Genomic DNA, 17,924 nt, shown 5'->3' on the forward strand with positions numbered 1-17,924 from the left:
CAAAGCATCCCCCCGTTCGCGCCGAAGCGGTTCACGCATTTGGCGAAATCCCAGAGGAAGTGATGCGCCACGCCATGGTAGTTCCGGATTCGGTGACGGTTCGATCCGCTCACCAATTCGTGGCAGTTCTCCGCGCGAAGCTTGAAGAAGATCAGGACATTGATCTTGATCTGTCTGCGCTGGCCGAAGTCGATCTTGCTTTCATCGAGATTATTTACTCTGCGCGCGGACAATGGGCGCGTGCGGGCCGCGATCTGCGGCTGACGCAGCCCGCCAGCGGCGCCGTTGCCGCTCTGCTTCAGCGCGCGGGCTTCCTGACGGACCTTACCCCCCCGGACATCGAATTCTGGTTCCACGGAGAACTGCCGCAATGACTGCCTCTATCCTCACTGTCGACGATTCCCCCAGCTTGCGCATGGCGATCCGCATCGCGCTGACCGGCGCGGGATACGACGTCACCGAAGCCGGCGACGGCGTCGAGGGCCTTGCCGCGGCAGGTGCGAAGCGGTTCGACCTGATCATCACCGATCTCAACATGCCTAACATGGACGGGCTGACGATGATCCGCGAACTGCGCAAGGCGCCCGAACAGGCGGGCGTGCCGATCATCTTCCTCACCACCGAGAGCGACGATGCCATGAAGCAGCAGGCCAAGGCGGCCGGCGCCACCGGCTGGCTGGTGAAGCCGTTCGTGCCCGAACAGCTCATCAAGGTTTCGCGCAAGGTGCTGGGCCGGTGAGCACGCAGGACCCGGTCGCGGCGTTCCGCGTCGAGGCGGGCGAACTGCTGGACCAGATCGAGCACGGCTTGCTCGACCTGGGTCACCGGCTGGACGACCGCGCGCTGATCGACGAAGTGTTCCGGGGGCTGCACACGCTCAAGGGATCCGGCGCGATGTTCGGCTTCGACGCGCTGGCCGATTTCACCCATCACTGCGAGACCGCGTTCGACCGCGTGCGCAAGGGGCTGGCCCCGGCGACGCAGGAACTGGTGGCGGTCATCCTCTCCGCACGCGACCACATGCGCGCGCTGATCGAGGGCGACGGCACCGGTTTGGAGAGCGCTGGTGCGGCGATACTGGAGCAGCTTCAGGCGGCGATCGACGCGGCGGGGGGCGAAGCATCCGCTCCTGCTGCTTCTGCCGCGCCGACGGCGCAACCGAAGCAGGTCGCGTGCGGCGGCTGGCGCCTGTTCTTCCGGCTGCCCGCCGATGCCATGGCGAATGGCACCAACCCTCTGATGCTGCTCGACGAGCTGCGCGAACTGGGTGAATGCAAGATCGTCGCGCGCACCGATACGGTGCCGCCACTTGCCGAACTGGCTCCGACCGAATGCCACATCGGCTGGGACGTCGAACTGCGCGGCGACATCTCGCGTGACGATATCGATGACGTCTTCATCTTCGTGATGGATGACATGGAATTGACCGTGGAGCCGCTTGGTGACGAGGGTGCTAAGGCTGCGCCCGAAATCGTCGAGGAACCGCCCGTCGCGGATGTGCCTGCCACCGCGCAGGACGGTCCCGCCAACCGTGCCGGCGGCAACCCGAGCGCCAACCCGAGCACCAAGCCCGCTGGCGAAAGCGTGCGGGTTCCGGCCGAGCGGCTGGACGAGCTGATGGACCGCGTGGGCGAACTCGTGATCGTGCAGAGCCGCTTGTCGCAGCTTGCCAGCGGGCAGGGTTCGGCAGTCGGCAACGAACTGGCGCTGCGTTCGATTTCCGAGGAAATCGAACGGCTTGCCGGCGAATTGCGCGATACCATGATGGTGCTGCGCATGGTGCCCGTTGCCAGCCTGTTCAGCCGCTTCCGCCGCCTGGTCCACGATCTTGCGCGCGAAACCGGCAAGACCATCGAGCTTTCGACCGAAGGCGAGACCACCGAAGTCGACAAGACCATGATCGAGCGTCTGGCCGATCCGATGGTCCACCTGATCCGCAACGCCTGCGATCACGGGTTGGAAACCCCCGAGGATCGCCTTGCCGCCGGCAAGCCTGCGGCCGGACAGGTTCGCCTTTCCGCCCATCAGGCGGGCGGCGAAGTGCTCATCACCATCCGCGACGATGGACGCGGTATCGACCGCGCCCGTGTGCGCGCCAAGGCGGAAACGCAGGGGCTGATCCAGCCCGGCCAGCAAGTGTCCGATCACGATCTGCTGCAGATGATCTTCCACCCGGGCTTCTCCACGGCGGCGCAAGTGACCAACCTTTCGGGCCGCGGCGTCGGCATGGACGTGGTGAAGCGCACGATCGAGAGCCTGCGCGGCGCCATCGACATCACATCGGCGCCCGGCGAGGGCTCCACGGTGGTGCTGCGCATCCCGCTGACGCTGGCGATCATCGACGGGCTGCTCGTCCGCGTGGGTGAGGGCCGCTACGTGATCCCGCTGGGCGCGGTGGAGGAATGCCTCGAACTCAGTCTTGAGGAAGACCTGCGCTCGCGCGGTCGCAGCTTCATCACCTTGCGCGACCGGCTGGTGCCGTTTCTGCGCCTGCGCGAGATCTTCGACACCGGCACGCGGCCCGATCCGCACCAGAAGATCGTCGTCATCGCCACCGGCACCGAGCGTGTCGGCCTGGTGGTGGACCAGATCATCGGCAGCCACCAGACGGTCATCAAATCCATGTCGCCGCTGCACCGCGACGTGGCGACGTTCGCGGGCGCCACGATCCTGGGCGACGGCGGTGTCGCGCTGATCCTCGACGTCGCGCAGCTCGTCATGCTCGGCCAGAACCAGGAGGAGCGGCTTCGCGCCGCCGGATAAGCACCCATGAGCGCACAACCAACCGCCACGCAGTGGGATGCCGAGGGCAATCTCGAAGTGCTGACCTTCAATCTGGGCGCTGAGACTTTCGCGCTGGAAGCCACCCTGGTCCGCGAAATCCTGGACCTTCTGCCGGAAACCCGCGTCCCCGGCGCGGCGCCGCTGCTGGGCAGCGTCGTCAACTTTCGCGGCAAGATCATCCCGATCGCCGACCTTCGGCTGGCCTTCGCCATGCCGGCGGCCGAAGCGACCGTCGACAGCCGCATCGTCGTGATCGAGACGCAAGTCGAGACGGATGCCGGAGGCGAAACGTTCCAGATCGGCATTCGCACCGACAAGGTCCACGAAGTGGCCACGCTGCAACGCGCCGCCAGCGAGGAACCGCCCGCCGTCGGCATGCGCTGGCGCCGCGATTTCGTTCGCGAGCTGGTTCGCCGGCAGGATGGCGTGGTCGTCCTGCCCGATCTGGCCGCGATTTTCCACTCGCTGGTCGGCGGCACCGATGCCGCCAGCCAGCCGTCCACCGTCCATTGAGCCCAGCCGATCAACCGAGCCGATCGGCCGCGCCGACCAACCGCGGAGCCACCATGCGCGCAACCATCAAGCTGAAGCTTTGGGGGACCTTCGGGCTCCTGCTGATCATCATGACGGCGACTATCGTGGTCGGCGTTTCCCGCCTCACCACGCTTAACGACGCTGTCGGCAACCTGGTGACAGGCCCCGCGCGGCAGCTCGACCGCGCCCGCGCCATCGACAGCGGCGTGAGCATGATGGTGCGCGCTGAGAAGAACCTGGTCCTCACCGAGGATGCGCTGGAGCGCCGCGAGCTGGAAACGCGCATTGCCACCACGCGAGACCGGGTCGACCAGGAAGTGGAACAGGGCAATACCGCCGCCTCGGGCGAGACGCGCAGCGCCTGGGCGCAGCTTCGCGAGCAGTGGACCGCGTTCAAGCCGGTGAACCAGCAGGTGAGCGACCTCAGCAGCCGCGACAAGGCTGCCGCCGCTGCGCTGACCATGGGCGAATCGCGCGATCGGGTCCAGGCCGTGACCAAGACCGTCGAAGGCCTGGTCCAGGTCGAGCAGCGGACGATGGCGAAAGCCGACGACGACACCGAAGTGACGTATGGCGCGGCCCGTTCGCTGATGATCGGCATGGGGCTTGCCGCCGTGCTGATCACCGTGATCGCCGCGGCCTATCTGGGACTGGTGATCTCGCGCGGACTGAAGGCGGCCGGCGATGCCATGCGCCAGGTGGCCGACGGTGACCTTACCCGCACCGCCGAAGTCAGGTCCAACGACGAGATCGGCGATCTGCTGGGCCATGTGAACACCATGATCGAGCGCCTGCGCGGCGTGGTCGGGGATGCCACCGTGGCTGCCGAGAACGTCTCGGCGGGAAGCCAGGAGCTTTCGGCCAATTCCGAGCAGGTCTCGCAAGGCGCCACCGAACAGGCCGCCGCTGCCGAGCAGGCTTCGGCCTCGATGGAAGAGATGGCCGCCAACATCAAGCAGAACGCCGACAATGCCGCGCAGACCGAGAAGATCGCGCGTCAGTCCTCCAAGGATGCGGAAAGCAGCGGCGTTGCCGTGAACCGCGCGGTCGGCGCCATGCGAACGATTGCCGAGAAGATCGGCATCGTTCAGGAAATCGCCCGTCAGACCGACCTTCTGGCGCTCAACGCGGCCGTGGAAGCGGCGCGTGCCGGTGAGCATGGCCGCGGCTTTGCCGTGGTCGCATCCGAAGTGCGCAAGCTGGCCGAACGCAGCCAGCACGCGGCAGCCGAGATCGGCGCGGTTTCCACCGAGACCGTGCAGGCGGCGGCCGAGGCGGGCGAGATGCTTTCCAAGCTGGTGCCCGACATCCGCCGCACGGCCGAACTGGTCTCGGAAATCAGCGTCGCCTGCCGCGAACAGGATATCGGCGCCTCGCAGATCAACGAGGCGATCCAGCAGCTCGACCAGGTGACCCAGCAGAACGCCGGCGCTTCCGAGCAGATCTCGACGACTTCCGAGGAACTGGCCGCGCAGGCCGAGGAGCTTCAGGCTTCGATCGCCTACTTCCGCGTCTCCGATCACGCCAATCGCCGCAAGCCTGCGCCGGTGGCGGTCCGTCAGGCGGTCCAGGCGGCGGCTGCGCCGCGCAGGGCACCGGCCCGGCCGCCGCGCGCGCTTTCGGTCGCCGACCAGCAGGCCCGCGCCCGCGGCTTTGCGCTCGATCTCTCCACCGGCGGTCCCGACAGCGAGGATGAAGCGTTCAGCACCCACGCGGCCTGACGTCTCCTCCTGACTAAACTCACATTACCGACTTTCCCCCCAAATCCGCCTTCCAGGATTCCCATTGCCATGCGCGCTACCATAAAGATGAAACTGGGCGTGACTTTCGCCATCATCCTGATCCTGCTTGCAGTCGTCGTCGGCGTCAGCCTGACGCGCCTCGGCACGCTCAACACCGCCATCACCGACCTCATCAGCGGCCCGGCCGCCCGCCTCGACCGCGCGCAGCAGGTCCAGGTCGTGTTCGGCACGCTGGCGCGCAATGAGCGCAACATGACGATGACGAACGACCCGGAGCTGGTGAAGGAATTCGACGACAAGGCCAGCCGCTCGATGACCGAATTCGATCGGCTGCTGGAAGAAGGCGAGGCGAATGCCCAGGCCGAAACCAAGCAGGCCTGGCGCGAAATGCGCACCTCGTACGAGACCTTCAAGCCGCTGGACGCCCGCATCAGGGCGATGGCCCGGGCCGGTCAGAACGACGAAGCGGCCGTGCTGGCGCTGGGCAGCGCCCGCGATTCCCTGGACCGCGTCACCAAGCTGACCGAGGACCTCGTCGCCCGCGCCCGTGAAGACATGGGGAAGGTCGATAAGGAAACCGACGCGCTCTATGCCTCGGCACGCGCCACGCTGCTGACCGTCGCCGCCGTCGCCTTCATCGGCGCGCTCGTCGGCGCGGTGTGGATCTCGCTGATCGTGTCGCGCGGTCTCGGCCGGGTCGGCACTGCGATCAATGCCGTGGCCATCGGCGACCTCGACAACGACGTGGAAGTGACCTCGAACGACGAGATCAAGGACCTTGTCGACACCGTCAACAAGATGACCGCGAACTTGCGCGTCAGCGCCGCCCTGGCCGACAAGATCGCCGACGGCGACCTGACCGTCAGCCACAAGCCCCTGTCGGAACAGGACAAGCTGGGTCATGCCCTCGTCCGCATGATCGAGCGCCTGCGCGGCGTGGTGGGCGATGCCACCGTGGCGGCCAACAATGTCGCCAGCGGCAGCCAGGAACTCTCCTCGACTTCCGAACAGGTCTCGCAGGGCGCGACCGAGCAGGCCGCCGCGGCAGAGCAGGCCTCGGCCTCGATGGAAGAGATGTCGGCCAACATCAAGCAGAACGCCGAGAACGCCGCCCAGACCGAGAAGATCGCGCGCCAGTCGGCCCAGGACGCCGAAGCCAGCGGCATTGCCGTCGACCGTGCGGTAGGCGCCATGCGCACGATTGCCGAGAAGATCGGCATCGTGCAGGAAATCGCCCGCCAGACCGACCTGCTCGCGCTCAATGCGGCTGTCGAGGCGGCGCGCGCGGGCGAACATGGCCGCGGCTTCGCCGTCGTCGCTTCGGAAGTGCGCAAGCTGGCCGAACGCAGCCAAGGCGCGGCCGCCGAAATCGGTGCCGTTTCGTCCAATACCGTCGATGCCGCCACCGAAGCGGGCGAGATGCTCTCGAAGCTGGTGCCCGATATTCGCCGCACGGCCGAACTGATCTCGGAAATCAGCGCTGCCTGCCGCGAACAGGACATCGGCGCGGGCCAGATCAACCAGGCGATCCAGCAGCTCGACCAGGTCACCCAGCAGAACGCCGGGGCCTCGGAAGAGATTTCCGCAACGTCGGAAGAACTGGCGGCCCAGGCCGAGGAACTCCAGGCATCCATCGCCTACTTCCGCGTCGACGATGCCGGCAAGGCGCCCCGTGCCGCCGCCCCGGCCCGCAAGCCAAGCTCGATCTCCGCGTCGATCAAGACGGCGGTGAAGGCGCCCGGCAAGCGCCCTGCGGCAGCCAATGGCCAAGCCCGCACCAACGGCTTCGCGCTCGACCTCGCCATGGGCGGGCCGGACGACCGCGACGACGCCTTCGGGATGCACGCGGCATGAGCGACGTCCAGGAGATCCAGGCCGTTACCTTCGGCCTGGGAGCGGAGATCTTCGCGGTGCCGGTGACACTGGTCCGCGAGATCCTGGACTACCGCGAAACCTTCCGCATTCCGGGCGGACCGGACTATCTGCTCGGCCTCACCGACATGCGCGGCGAAGGCGTGACCACGATCGACTTCCGCCTGCGGCTGGGCCTGCCGCAGACGGAACCGACCCCGGCGACGCGCATCCTGGTGGTGGACATTCCGCTGGAGGACCGCGTGCTGGTGCTGGGGCTGGTGGTGGACCGGGTGATCGAGGTCACCAGCTTCCGGGCGAACCAGATGGGCGGCGCGCCCGATGTCGGCGTGCGCTGGCCGTCCGAATATATCGGCGGGGTGGTGAAGCGCGAAGAGGGCTTCACCGTGCTGGTGGACATGCCGCGCATCTTCTCGGCCGAGGAAGCCTCGCGCCTGTCCTTCGCTGCCTGACGTCTTTCGCTGCCTGACCCTCAATTCGAATCCCGGAGCCGCGCAGATGACCGCAACCGCGCAAACGACAGCCTTGGCCAATCGCACTTCGTCCAGTGCCCTCGCCGCAGGGCACCATGGCAGCGACCCGATGAGCAAGCGCAATTTCGCGCGGCTGGCGGCCTACATCTACGAATATTCCGGCATCAAGATGCCCGAGAGCAAGAAGACCATGCTCGAAGGCCGCCTGCGCCGCCGGCAGCGGGCAAGCGGGTCGCGCACGCTCGACGACTACTGCGATTACATCTTCGCCGGTGAAAACCTGGCGCAGGAAGGGCTCTCGCTGATCAATGCGGTCACCACCAACAAGACCGACTTCTTCCGCGAGCCCGGCCATTTCGACTACCTGAGCAAGGTCATCCTGCCGGAAATGACCGCACGCGGCGTGCGCTCGATTCGTGCGTGGAGCGCGGCCTGCTCGATCGGGCCGGAACCCTATACCCTGGCCATGGTGCTGGACGATCATGCCGAGATCCAGGGCGGGCCGGACTATGGCATCCTGGCCACCGATCTCGATACCGACGTGCTCGAAACCGCGCGGGCCGGCATCTATCCGGCGGAACTCGTCGATCCGGTGCCGGATGCTCTCCAGCGCAAATATGTGATGTTCCCGCGCGATCCGGCGCGGAACGACGTGCGCATGGTGCCCGCACTGCGCAGCGCGATCGGCTTCGCCCGGCTCAACCTGATGGACGATCGCTATCCGGTGGGAGAGCCGATGCATCTGGTGTTCTGCCGCAACGTGCTGATCTATTTCGACAAGCCGACGCAGCGCAAGGTCGTGTCCCAACTGGTCGATTGCCTGACGCCGGGCGGACATTTGTTCCTGGGTCATTCGGAATCGATCACCGGGCACGACCTGCCGCTGACGCAGGTGGCCAATACCGTGTTCCGGAAGGGCTGAGGCAATGGTCACGGGCAAGAAGATCCGCGTTCTCGTCATCGACGATTCCGCCAGCGTGCGCCAGACGATGACCGCGATCCTCCAGGAAGATCCGGAGATCGAGGTGATCGGCTCCGCCCCCGATCCCTTCAGCGCCGCGCGCCGGATTCAGGAGGAGGTGCCCGACGTCATCACGCTGGACGTGGAAATGCCGCGGATGGATGGCATCACTTTCCTGCGCAAGCTGATGTCGCAATGCCCGGTGCCGGTGGTCATGTGTTCCTCGCTGACGGAAGAGGGCTCCGAAACGCTGCTCCAGGCGATGGAAGCGGGCGCCGTGGACGTGATCCTGAAGCCGCGCATCGGCGTGGCCGACCATCTGGCCGAGCACAACCTCCAGATCCGCGATGTGGTGAAGGGCGCCTCCCGCGCGCGGGTGCGCGGACGGCCCGCGGTGCGCGAGGCAAAGCCGGAAGGCCCGCAGAAGAAGCTGACGGCCGATGCCGTGCTGCCGCCGCCGAGCGGCCGGGCGATGAGCCGCACGACCGAGATGGTGGTCTGCCTTGGCGCCTCCACCGGCGGCACCGAGGCGCTGCGCGAAGTGCTGGAGGCGCTCCCCGCCAATGCACCGGGTGTCGTCGTGGTCCAGCACATGCCCGAGAACTTCACCCGCGCTTTCGCCAAGCGCCTCAACGGCCTTTGCGAAATGGACGTGAAGGAAGCCGCGGACGGCGATCCGGTGCTGCGCGGCCATGTGCTGATCGCGCCGGGCGGCAAGCACCTGATGCTGGAGCGGCAGGGCGCGCGCTATCACGTCGCGGTCAAGGACGGTCCGCTGGTTTCCCGCCATCGCCCTTCGGTGGACGTGCTGTTCCGCTCCGCCGCGCGCTCGGCCGGATCGAACGCGGTGGGCGTCATCATGACCGGCATGGGCGACGACGGCGCGCGGGGCCTGCTGGAAATGAAGCAGGCCGGCGCCCGCACATTCGCGCAGGACGAGGCGAGTTCGATCGTGTTCGGCATGCCCAAGGAAGCCATCGCGCGCGGCGCCGCGGACCGGGTGGTGCCGCTTGGCGCCATCGCCCGCGAACTGCTTGCGGCAACCAACCGATGATGACGATGGAAGAACATGGCTGGCCGATGACCGATAGCGCTTATTTCCCCGAACCGGCTCTGGACGAACCGGGCGAGGCCGATCTCCACGGGGGCGTGAACCCTGCCGTTCTCTCGCCCAATGCCCCGGTTGCCCCCGTCGTTTCCAGTGCTTCGCTTGGCGAACTGGCCGAGGCCATTGCCAGGATCGCGGGCGGCCTCGATGCGCGCTTCGTCGCGGCGGGCACGGCGCTTGCCCGTGCCTACGAGATCGTCGAAGGCCTGATCGGTGCGCTCGAAAGCGTGACCAATGCCTTCGAACGCGATGCCGGCGATGCCGCTGTGGGTAATATGCGCGGCACGGCCGACCGGCTGACGCGCCTGCCCGCGATTCAAGCCGCGCGGAAGGAGGCGCTGGTGTCGATCGAGCGCGCCAGCGCGGCGCTGGCCAACCAGATCGATCAGGTCAACCGCACCCTCAGTTTCCTGCGCATCTGCGGCCTCAACATCAAGGTCGCGGCGGCGGGAGCGGGAGACTTCTCCGGGTTCGCCGATACCATGTTCGTCAAACTGGACCTCGGCGAAACCGAGATGGAGGGTCTTTCGAAGGAGATCGGCTGGCTGTCGGAAGCGGTGCCGGCGATGTTCGAGGTCGAACGCCAGCTGGCCGGCGAATGCGCGCTGGTGATACCGCATATCCCCCGCAAGCTGTCCGCCGATGCCGTCGCTCTCCAGGAGCATCAACTGGAGCTGGCGGAACGCGCCTTGCGGATCGCGGAAGTGGCCCGCCATATCCGCGCGCAAGTCGGCACGGCCCTGGGCGCGTTGCAGGTAGGCGACAGCACGCGGCAGAGGCTGGAACATCTGGCCGACGGACTCCACGATGTGAGTGCCTTCATGGCCGCGCCGGGCGCGCTTTCCGCAGAGGTCGCCGGAACGGTGGCGGATCATGCCCTGGCCCTGCTTTCGGCGCAGACGCTCGATACGCTGGACACGTTCCAGCGGGAATCGCGCCTGCTCGCCACCAGCCTGCGCGGGATCGGACCGAGCGCGGCCAGCCTGCTCGAACTGCGCGAGACCGATGAGGGTTCGGGCGACGGTACGGGTGGGGGTGCAGGTGGGGGTGAGGGCGTGTTCCTTCACCGGCTCGAACGCAGCGTGGCCGAAGTGGCGACTGTCACCGAGCGCTTGCGCGAGGCGGATGCCCGCTCCAGTCGCCTGAGCAGCCTGGCCTCGACCACGGCGGAAAACCTCGCCCAGCGATTGGCGACCGTCCACCGCATCACCGGCGAAGTCCAGCAGATGGCCTGGAACACGGACTTGCGCTGCTACCGCATGGGCGAGGAAGGGCGGGGCCTTGCCGTTATCGCTTCCGAGATCCGCGGCTTCGCGGCCACGCTGGCGACGATCGCCCTGGGCATCGCGCAGTCCTTCGACGGGCTGACTGCCGCGGCCGGCGTCATTCGTGGCTCCGAGGAGGATGCGCCGGTCGACGCCGGGGCGGCACTGGCGGAATCGCTGGATTGCATCCGCGATGGCGGAGAGCGCATGCGCTCCGGTCTCTCGGAACTCGAGGAGGGGGCGGTTTCCGTGACCGCCATCCTGGAGGAAACCACCGGCAGGATCGATTGCGAGGCCGAGGTCGGCGGTCCGCTCGCGGCTATTGCGGAGCGGCTTGCCCTGCTCGGCCGGGAGGCGGACGACATGCCAGAGGACGGTGCGGAAGCGCTCGGCCAGCTGCTGGGCGCGATCGGATCGCGCTATACGATGGCCCGTGAGCGCGAAATACACCGCGCCTTCCAGCCGGGCGGCGAGGCGGATACGGCCCCTGCCGCCGATCCGTTCGACCTCGCCCTCGATGACGACGATTTCGACGACGGCCTGTTCTAGGAACCGCCGATCCCAGAGCTGGCCGCCGCCGGGGCACGGGTCGCGGAGGCGCCGTGGCGGTAGCCAGGCTGCGCGGGTTCGCCGAAGGCCGCGAGGATGCGCTGCTGACGCGCGGCCAGGCTGTCGCGATAGGCGGGGTGCGTGACGATATAGGCCTCGTCGTTCTGCACGGCTTTCACCACGGCGCGGCCAAGCCAGAGCGGATCCATCATGTTGGCCTCGATCATCGCGGCGCGTTCGGGATCGTCGGCGGCGCTGGCGGCCGCATCGTGCTGCGCCATCCGGCTGCGCGTGAGGCCGGGGAACAAGGTGGAGACCCCGACGCCGGCCGGCGCCAGTTCCTCGCGCAGCGCGTCCGACAGCCCCAGTACGGCGAACTTGCTGGCCGAATAGGCCGCGAAACTGCCGAATGGCGTGAGACCGTTCATCGAAGACGTGTTGACGATATGCCCCGCGCGCCGGCGCACCATTTCCGGCGCAAAGGTCCTGGTGCCGTTGAAGACCCCGGCGACGTTGATCGCCATGACATTCTCGAAGGTTTCCGGGGTCACGTCCAGCAGCGGGCCGAAGCCCGTGGAGATGCCGGCGTTGTTGCAGAGCACGTCGACCTCCCCGAAGTGCTTTGCCACGGCGTCCTTGGCCCTTTGCCAGCTATCGGGATGGCGGACGTCCAGCTTCACGATCAGGACTTCGGTGCCCGGTGGCAGCGTTTCCGCTTCTTCCTGCGCGAAGTCCGGGCTCAGGTCGGCCAGCACGATACGGGCGCCGCTTTCGGCGAAGGCCCGGGCCATTCCGCCGCCGATGCCGCCACCGCCGCCGGTGATGAAGATCGTCTTGCCGCTCAGTTCGAACATGATGAAATCCCCTGATCCGCCGTGGAGCGATCGATCCGCATCCGGTCTCGCCAGACGGCACTTTTCACTTCGTCCGGTCCCTGGATTTCCACCGCCAGGGCGACATGGCCGAGCGACAGCATCAGGTCCATCAACCGCCGCCCGGCGGGGGGCAGCGTGGCGAGGTCCCGGTCGTCGAGCCAGGTGAGCGCGGCCTCCAGCAGCGGGCTTGCCGCCTCGAAGAAGGCTTCGCGGGCCTCCGGGCTCGATGCCGTGCGCTGCGCCGCCCGCCTCGCGGTGCCGGACAAGCCCCATTGCGCAACGAACGGCTCCAGCGCGGTGAAGCCGTCGGGCAGGGATGACGCCTGGTTCATGGCCTCTCTCCCAGCAAACGGGCATGGGCCTGGACCCGGGAGTCCACTTCATTGAAGAGATGGCGGCAGAGCGCTTCCATGCTCTGGAAATGGATATGGTCCAGCGCACCGCTGGCCAGGCCCTTCTGCCCGCGTTCGATCATCGCGATGTCCTCGCAGTGGATGTCGCGCAATTGCGCCAGGGCATATTCGCGCGCGAAGCGGGTGCTGGCGTTCCTGTCCTCGCCCACCCAGTAGAGCCGCACGACGCCGCGGGAGCGCTCGGCCGAGATCGGGTAGACCGTGTGCGAGAAGGGCTGCGTGGGCGTGCCGATGACGAAGAGGTTGGGGAAGAACGCCAGGTAGTCGCGACCGAAGGGCAGGTCGAGCAAGCCCTGTTCGGCCACGGCGGGAAGGCCCCGCATCGCGGCGGCGCGCTGGAAGGGCTTGAGATCCGGCGCGGGGTTGGACCAGATACGCTGGGTGCGGTGCGGACCGTCGAAGCCCAGGCTGGCCGGGTATCCGAAGGGATTGTCGCCGCCGATCCCGGCGCCGCCGGAGCGGGGGTGGATGAACCGCAAGTGGTAGTTTTCCTGGAAGTTGTCGTACGTCAGCTTCCAGTTGGCGTCGATCTCGTAGGTGTATTGGCTGAAGGTCGTGGCCCGCGCCGCCGGCATCTGCTCCAGCCGTTCGGCATAGGCGCCGAGCCATGCGCGCAGGGGCGGCGCATCCGGTTCGAAATTGACGAAGAGCATGCCGCCGCATTCCTGAAGCGCGACGCGGGGAAGCGCGCAGGCGGGCTTGTCGAGATGGAAAGCCTCGAAGTCCGGCGCGGACAGCAGCGCGCCGTCGGTTCCGTAAGTCCACATATGGTAGGGGCAGGTGAATTTCGACTGGCGGCCCGACGCCTCCTCCACCAGCTGCGTCCCGCGGTGCGTGCAGACATTGTGGAACGCCCGCAGCACGCCGTCCCTGCCGCGCGCGATCAGGAGGGAAGCTCTCGCAAATTCCAGATCGCGGCGCACGAAGCAGCCCGGTTCCGGCAATTCGCAGACATGCGCCACATGGATCCAGCTCTTGAGGAACACCGCCTGGCGTTCCAGCTCGAAGTAAGCGGGATCGTGATAGGCCCGCGCCGGGATCGGCCCGGTGCCCAGCCATGCCAGTTCATCGGGCGGGATGCGCTGAAAACTCGAAGCGGCGTCAGGCACGGAGCGATCCTCTCGTTGCGGATGATCGCGGGTGTACCGGGCGCTTCTTATATTTCCAACACACCTGTTGTAAAAATGGCCGATCACGGTCCGATGATCGTCATGGCGAAGTTCTTTCCGGCGCCTGGGGTCATCGTCACAGGATCAGGGGCGCGGGTGGTGCCGCCCGGCGCGTTGGGGAGAAAGCCGGTCGGACCCGCAGCGAAAGCGGGCTTTCCGGGCGATGCGTCTTGAGAGTCGTTCGCGGGGAACAAGCGCGCCTGCGCAACCATTGCAACGCCAACACTCCCCTAGCGAGGAAACGACCATGACGAAGACGACCCAGGACCGCAGCGCCTTTCTGACCGACGTGGAAACCCTGCGGGCCCGTGCCCGCAAGTCGCTGGACGACGGGGCGGTGATGCCCAGCTACCAGGGCGATGTCGAAAAGACGATCGAGCTGCTGCAGACAGTGGTGGCAACGGAACTCGTCTGCGTCCTGCGCTACCAGATGCACGCCATCGCGGCCGACGGCATCACCTCGAAGAGCGTCGCGGCCGAGTTCGAGGAACACGCCAAGAGCGAGCACGACCACATGCTGATGGCGGCAAACCGCATCGATCAGCTGGGCGGCGAGCCGAACCTGAACCCAGAGGGCCTCGCGTCGCGCTCGGCGACGGAATATGGTGACGGCGGAAACCTCGTGGAGATGATCAAGCAGAACCTGATCGCGGAACGGCTGGTGATCGAGCACTATCAGGAGCTGATCCGCTATTTCGGCGACAAGGATCCCACGACGCGCATCATGCTGGAGCACATCCTGGCCGACGAAGAAGATCACGCGGCCGACATGCACGACCTGCTCGTGGCGCACGAAGGCCAGCCGTTCCTGAAGGGCTGACACCGGGCCGGATCCAGGCTGTTACGGCCGGGATAGGCGCGGGGGCGTCGCACGGCCGGCGCTATTTGCCGGCGGTCTCTTTCGCGGGCAGCAACCGGGCCCAGCGCGCATCCAGCGCGGCCTGCGCACCGCGCGCGCTCACCCGCGAGACCAGCGACACGCCGCGCAAGGTGATGCTGTGCCCGCCTAGCCAGTGGCCCGAGATGCTGTACCCGACATCGTAGATCGCCACGTCCTCATGCGCGGTGCCGTCCACCAGGAAGCGGGTGGTGATGGCCACGGGCAGCCGTTCGTCGCCTCGGCTGTCATCGGGCAAGTGGGCTTCATTGCGGGCTTTCTTCAGTGCCCGCTCGAACCAGGAAGCCTCGATCCGGGGCTCTCCTGTGGTTTCGGCAGGCGAGATGCCGAGCGGCGAGGGGAAGGCGAGGCGCTGGCTCTGGACGGACTGGTCGGCAGAGGCGGGCCTGAGCGCGATCTGATCGCCGCCGGAGCCTGACGACACGAGCACGAGTGTCGCCGCCTGTGTAGACGCGCGGCGGGCATCGGCGCTTTTGGACGCCTCGGTTTCGCTGCGCTGGCTCCAGCTGTTCCATAGAGTCAGGCCGGAAATGGTGACGGCGATCACTGTCAGCACTTCGCCCAGGGTTATCCAGCGGCGCCGGATCGCGGCGGCCTCGTTGGCACGGGCTTCGGCTGCGGCGCTAGCCTTGGGGTCGGGTGTGGAATCGGAATCCGGGGCGCTGTCGTTCACGGCGGCGATTCCATCATCCACGGCCATCGCCGTCAAGCGCAAGCTGTCTACCAGGTGCCGCCGCCCAGCGCACCTTGGCGATATTCCGCGATCCGGCGCAAGGTTGCGGGGGAAGTCGTGGTCGGCAGGCCGTCCAGCGCGAACCAGCCTGCCTGGGCGATCTCGGCCGTATCGTTGCGCTTCAGGCCGTCCGCGCTTCCGTGCGGAGTACGGGCGACGTAGATGACGATGTGGTCGTCCTTGCCCTCGCCCCGGCTGTGGTAGACGCCTAGTATGCGTTCGATCGCGGGGCGGGAGATCGCCACTTCCTCTTCTAGTTCACGCAGCAGGGTCGCCTCCACGCTCTCTCCCTTCTTCACTCCGCCGCCCGGCAGGTACCACTGGTCTTTATAAGTGTGCCGCACCAAGGCGACACGGTCGTCCCGGTCCAGCAGGACGGCGCGGACGCCGATGGTCCGGGGCCTGGTCACTTTCCAGACGATCCGCGCCGCCTTGCCGAGAAGCCGATGATGCAGCGCCATGAAAACTCCCAGGAGGCGGTGTCCGGCCGCATGTCGAAAGTGGACCAGCGCCGCCCGCCCGGCAAGCGGGATTGCCGCATTCCGGCCGTCCCGCGCGATTGCAAGGTCGCCAATTCGCCCCAAGCCGACTATCGCGCCCGATCGTTCGGTGAAAGGATGATGGGCGAACATGGCAGGATACGAACCGCCCCGCATGGATCTGCGCCTCTTGCGGCAATTCGTGGCCGTTGCGGAGGAGCTGCATTTCACGCGGGCGGCCACCCGGCTCGGCATGTCGCAGCCGCCGCTGACGGCGGCGATCCGGCGGCTGGAGGAGGAAGTCGGCGCCACGCTCATCGAGCGCGGCCGCAAGACCGTGCGACTGACGCCTGCGGGGCTGGTCATGCTGGAGCAGGCCAGGCGGCTGATGCGGGCGGCGGAAGAAGCGCTGGCGCTCACGCGCGACACGGCGGAAGGCAAGCGCGGCAAAGTGCGGCTCGGCTATGTCGGCAGCGCCATGTACGGACGTTTGCCCGCCGCCCTGCGCGCCTTTCGCAGGGCCTGCCCCGATCTGCGGGTGGACCTGCATGAGATGACCACGGTCGCCCAGGTTCGCGCGCTGCGAGAGGGCACGCTCGATCTGGGGATCGTGGTTCCGCCGCTGTTCGACCTTGCCGGGCTGCGCACGGCCTCCTTCGACGAGGACAGGCTGGCGATCGCCCTGCCGGTCGGTCATCCGCTGGCGGGCGGCGACGCCGTCAGTGTCTCCCGTCTGGTCCACGAGCCCTTCGTATGCTGGCCGCGAAGCGAGGGGCCGGGCTTCCATGACCAGGTCGTGAACTTGTGCGGCGAGCAGGGCTTCGCGCCGCAAGTGGAGCAGGAGGCGCACAGCATGCATGCCGTGCTTTCGCTCGTCGCGGTGGAGGCGGGCGTGGCGATCGTGCCGGCCAGCATGCGGCAGGTGCGCGCCGCCGAAATCGCCTATTTCCCGATTGCCGGGGACACCGCGCGCTTCGATCTTCTGCTCTGCCGTCCCGAAGGCAGCGTCCCGGCAGCGACCTCCCGACTGGAGGCCGCGCTGCTTCGATAGCCTGCGCCTATCACGGCGGCCTGTCATCGATATTGGACCGGGCCGTGCCTTGCCGCCATTTCCGCCGCGAACGAGGACAGGCATGATCGATTTTTCCGGACGAGTAGCTTTGGTGACCGGCGCCGGACGCGGGCTGGGCCTTGCTTATGCAAAGGGCCTGGCCGCGCGCGGAGCGACCGTCATCCTGCAGGACAGCGGCACGCTGGCGGATGGTTCGGGCCGGGATCCGTCAGTGGCGGAGGCTGCGGCGCGGGCGCTGCGGGAAGCCGGCGCAACGGTCTTCGCGGCGCCGGGCGACACGGCGAGCCGCGCGGCCTGCCATGAACTGGTGGCCGAAGCGATAGGCGTCCACGGCCGGCTGGATATCCTCATCCACAACGCGGGGTGGGTGGGCTACCAGCCGATCGAGGAACTGGAGCCCGATTTCCACGCGCGGATGATGCAGGTCGGCGTCGATGCGCCATTGTGGCTGGTGCAGGCGGCCTGGCCGGCCATGCGTGAAGCGGCGTTCGGGCGCATCCTGCTCACCACGTCCGATCGGGCGATCTACCCGCAATATGCGCAGGCGGGCTTGGCCTCTTATGGCGCGGCCAAGATGGCGGCGATCGGTATCGCCAATATGCTCGCCCACGAAGGCCGGCCTTACGGCATTACCGCCAATGTGATCTCGCCCGTGGCCAAGACCCGCATGTGGGGCGTCGAAGGCGAGCCGGACGAACTGCGGCCCGACGCCGTCGCGCCCGGCGCGCTCTATCTCGTGGCGCCCGATTGCACCGCCAGCGGATGGGTCCTGCGCGCCGCGAACGGTCAATTTGCCGCGACGCAGGCCCGTGAGGCGGCAGGCGTGACCTATCCCCGCGACCTGAACGCGCTCGCCGCCGCGACGCCGGAGGATCTGGCCGCGGCATGGCCGCGGATCGCGGCCGCATGGCCGGAAGCCCGGGCCGATACGCGCGGGCCTCTGGCGGCCAGCCCCTTGCAGGCTTCCTGATTTAGGTCCAACGGACCGTGTTTCCCC

Annotated in this window: 19 protein-coding genes; 14 read left to right on the top strand and 5 right to left on the bottom strand. The window is 67.3% G+C overall.

Going from position 1 to position 17,924, the window contains the following annotated elements:
* Positions 1-74 precede the first annotated feature (74 nt).
* The 10 genes from AC1VV3_RS15455 to AC1VV3_RS15500 all read left to right on the top strand — a co-directional run bounded on the left by AC1VV3_RS15455 (position 75) and on the right by AC1VV3_RS15500 (position 11,288).
* Positions 75-374 (top strand): STAS domain-containing protein, encoded by a 300-nt coding sequence (locus AC1VV3_RS15455; protein WP_482962759.1) that lies wholly within the window; start codon positions 75-77, stop codon positions 372-374.
* The gene (locus AC1VV3_RS15460) at positions 371-739 is read left to right on the top strand and encodes a response regulator (protein ID WP_086492540.1); all 369 of its coding nucleotides are present in this window, start codon (positions 371-373) and stop codon (positions 737-739) included. The genes AC1VV3_RS15455 and AC1VV3_RS15460 overlap by 4 nt, the downstream gene beginning before the upstream one ends.
* On the top strand, positions 736-2,763 hold the full coding sequence (locus tag AC1VV3_RS15465; RefSeq protein WP_482962760.1) for a chemotaxis protein CheA: 2,028 nt from the start codon (positions 736-738) through the stop codon (positions 2,761-2,763). The genes AC1VV3_RS15460 and AC1VV3_RS15465 overlap by 4 nt, the downstream gene beginning before the upstream one ends.
* 6 nt (positions 2,764-2,769) lie before the next feature.
* Positions 2,770-3,297: a chemotaxis protein CheW gene (locus AC1VV3_RS15470; protein WP_132267025.1), complete on the top strand. Its 528-nt coding sequence runs from the start codon at positions 2,770-2,772 to the stop codon at positions 3,295-3,297.
* Between the two features lie 53 nt (positions 3,298-3,350).
* Positions 3,351-5,039, top strand: coding sequence for a methyl-accepting chemotaxis protein (locus AC1VV3_RS15475; RefSeq protein ID WP_482962761.1), 1,689 nt, complete (start codon positions 3,351-3,353; stop codon positions 5,037-5,039).
* Positions 5,040-5,108: 69 nt separating this feature from the next.
* Entirely contained in the window at positions 5,109-6,914 is a 1,806-nt protein-coding gene (locus AC1VV3_RS15480) for a methyl-accepting chemotaxis protein (RefSeq protein ID WP_482962762.1), read from the top strand.
* On the top strand, positions 6,911-7,384 hold the full coding sequence (locus AC1VV3_RS15485) for a chemotaxis protein CheW (protein WP_482962763.1): 474 nt from the start codon (positions 6,911-6,913) through the stop codon (positions 7,382-7,384). The genes AC1VV3_RS15480 and AC1VV3_RS15485 overlap by 4 nt, the downstream gene beginning before the upstream one ends.
* 130 nt (positions 7,385-7,514) lie before the next feature.
* Entirely contained in the window at positions 7,515-8,327 is an 813-nt protein-coding gene (locus AC1VV3_RS15490; RefSeq protein WP_482963146.1) for a CheR family methyltransferase, read from the top strand.
* A gap of 4 nt (positions 8,328-8,331) precedes the next feature.
* Positions 8,332-9,420, top strand: a complete 1,089-nt coding sequence (locus tag AC1VV3_RS15495) for a chemotaxis-specific protein-glutamate methyltransferase CheB (RefSeq protein ID WP_314466784.1) — start codon at positions 8,332-8,334, stop codon at positions 9,418-9,420.
* A complete protein-coding gene (locus tag AC1VV3_RS15500) occupies positions 9,420-11,288 on the top strand; it encodes a hypothetical protein (RefSeq protein WP_482962764.1) in 1,869 nt (622 codons plus the stop codon). Before AC1VV3_RS15495 ends, AC1VV3_RS15500 begins: the two co-directional genes overlap by 1 nt.
* On the opposite strand, the gene AC1VV3_RS15505 is transcribed toward AC1VV3_RS15500, so the two are convergent.
* The 3 genes from AC1VV3_RS15505 to AC1VV3_RS15515 are packed head-to-tail and all read right to left on the bottom strand — an operon-like array spanning position 11,285 to position 13,685.
* Positions 11,285-12,142: an SDR family NAD(P)-dependent oxidoreductase gene (locus AC1VV3_RS15505; protein WP_482962765.1), complete on the bottom strand. Its 858-nt coding sequence runs from the start codon at positions 12,140-12,142 to the stop codon at positions 11,285-11,287. The genes AC1VV3_RS15500 and AC1VV3_RS15505 overlap by 4 nt on opposite strands.
* Positions 12,130-12,495: a hypothetical protein gene (locus tag AC1VV3_RS15510; protein WP_314466787.1), complete on the bottom strand. Its 366-nt coding sequence runs from the start codon at positions 12,493-12,495 to the stop codon at positions 12,130-12,132. The genes AC1VV3_RS15505 and AC1VV3_RS15510 overlap by 13 nt, the downstream gene beginning before the upstream one ends.
* On the bottom strand, positions 12,492-13,685 hold the full coding sequence (locus AC1VV3_RS15515; RefSeq protein ID WP_482962766.1) for an aromatic ring-hydroxylating oxygenase subunit alpha: 1,194 nt from the start codon (positions 13,683-13,685) through the stop codon (positions 12,492-12,494). Before AC1VV3_RS15515 ends, AC1VV3_RS15510 begins: the two co-directional genes overlap by 4 nt.
* A 15-nt stretch (positions 13,686-13,700) precedes the next feature.
* Here AC1VV3_RS15515 and AC1VV3_RS15520 point away from each other — a divergent pair, with 15 nt between their 5' ends.
* Positions 13,701-13,919: a hypothetical protein gene (locus AC1VV3_RS15520; RefSeq protein ID WP_482962767.1), complete on the top strand. Its 219-nt coding sequence runs from the start codon at positions 13,701-13,703 to the stop codon at positions 13,917-13,919.
* 73 nt (positions 13,920-13,992) lie between these two features.
* Positions 13,993-14,565: a ferritin-like domain-containing protein gene (locus tag AC1VV3_RS15525; protein WP_134094264.1), complete on the top strand. Its 573-nt coding sequence runs from the start codon at positions 13,993-13,995 to the stop codon at positions 14,563-14,565.
* 61 nt (positions 14,566-14,626) lie between these two features.
* On the opposite strand, the gene AC1VV3_RS15530 is transcribed toward AC1VV3_RS15525, so the two are convergent.
* Together AC1VV3_RS15530 and AC1VV3_RS15535 are read right to left on the bottom strand one after the other, a co-directional pair.
* Complete coding sequence (locus AC1VV3_RS15530) at positions 14,627-15,316, bottom strand: hypothetical protein (RefSeq protein WP_482963147.1); 690 nt, start codon at positions 15,314-15,316, stop codon at positions 14,627-14,629.
* A gap of 47 nt (positions 15,317-15,363) precedes the next feature.
* The gene (locus tag AC1VV3_RS15535; RefSeq protein WP_482962768.1) at positions 15,364-15,837 is read right to left on the bottom strand and encodes an NUDIX domain-containing protein; all 474 of its coding nucleotides are present in this window, start codon (positions 15,835-15,837) and stop codon (positions 15,364-15,366) included.
* A 169-nt stretch (positions 15,838-16,006) separates the two neighbouring features.
* Between AC1VV3_RS15535 and AC1VV3_RS15540 the strand changes: the two genes are divergently transcribed.
* Positions 16,007-16,906, top strand: coding sequence for a LysR substrate-binding domain-containing protein (locus AC1VV3_RS15540; RefSeq protein WP_207912999.1), 900 nt, complete (start codon positions 16,007-16,009; stop codon positions 16,904-16,906).
* Between the two features lie 82 nt (positions 16,907-16,988).
* Positions 16,989-17,897, top strand: a complete 909-nt coding sequence (locus tag AC1VV3_RS15545; protein WP_482962769.1) for an SDR family NAD(P)-dependent oxidoreductase — start codon at positions 16,989-16,991, stop codon at positions 17,895-17,897.
* Positions 17,898-17,924: the final 27 nt, after the last annotated feature.

It is taken from the genome of Novosphingobium sp. BL-S-34, assembly GCF_056857015.1.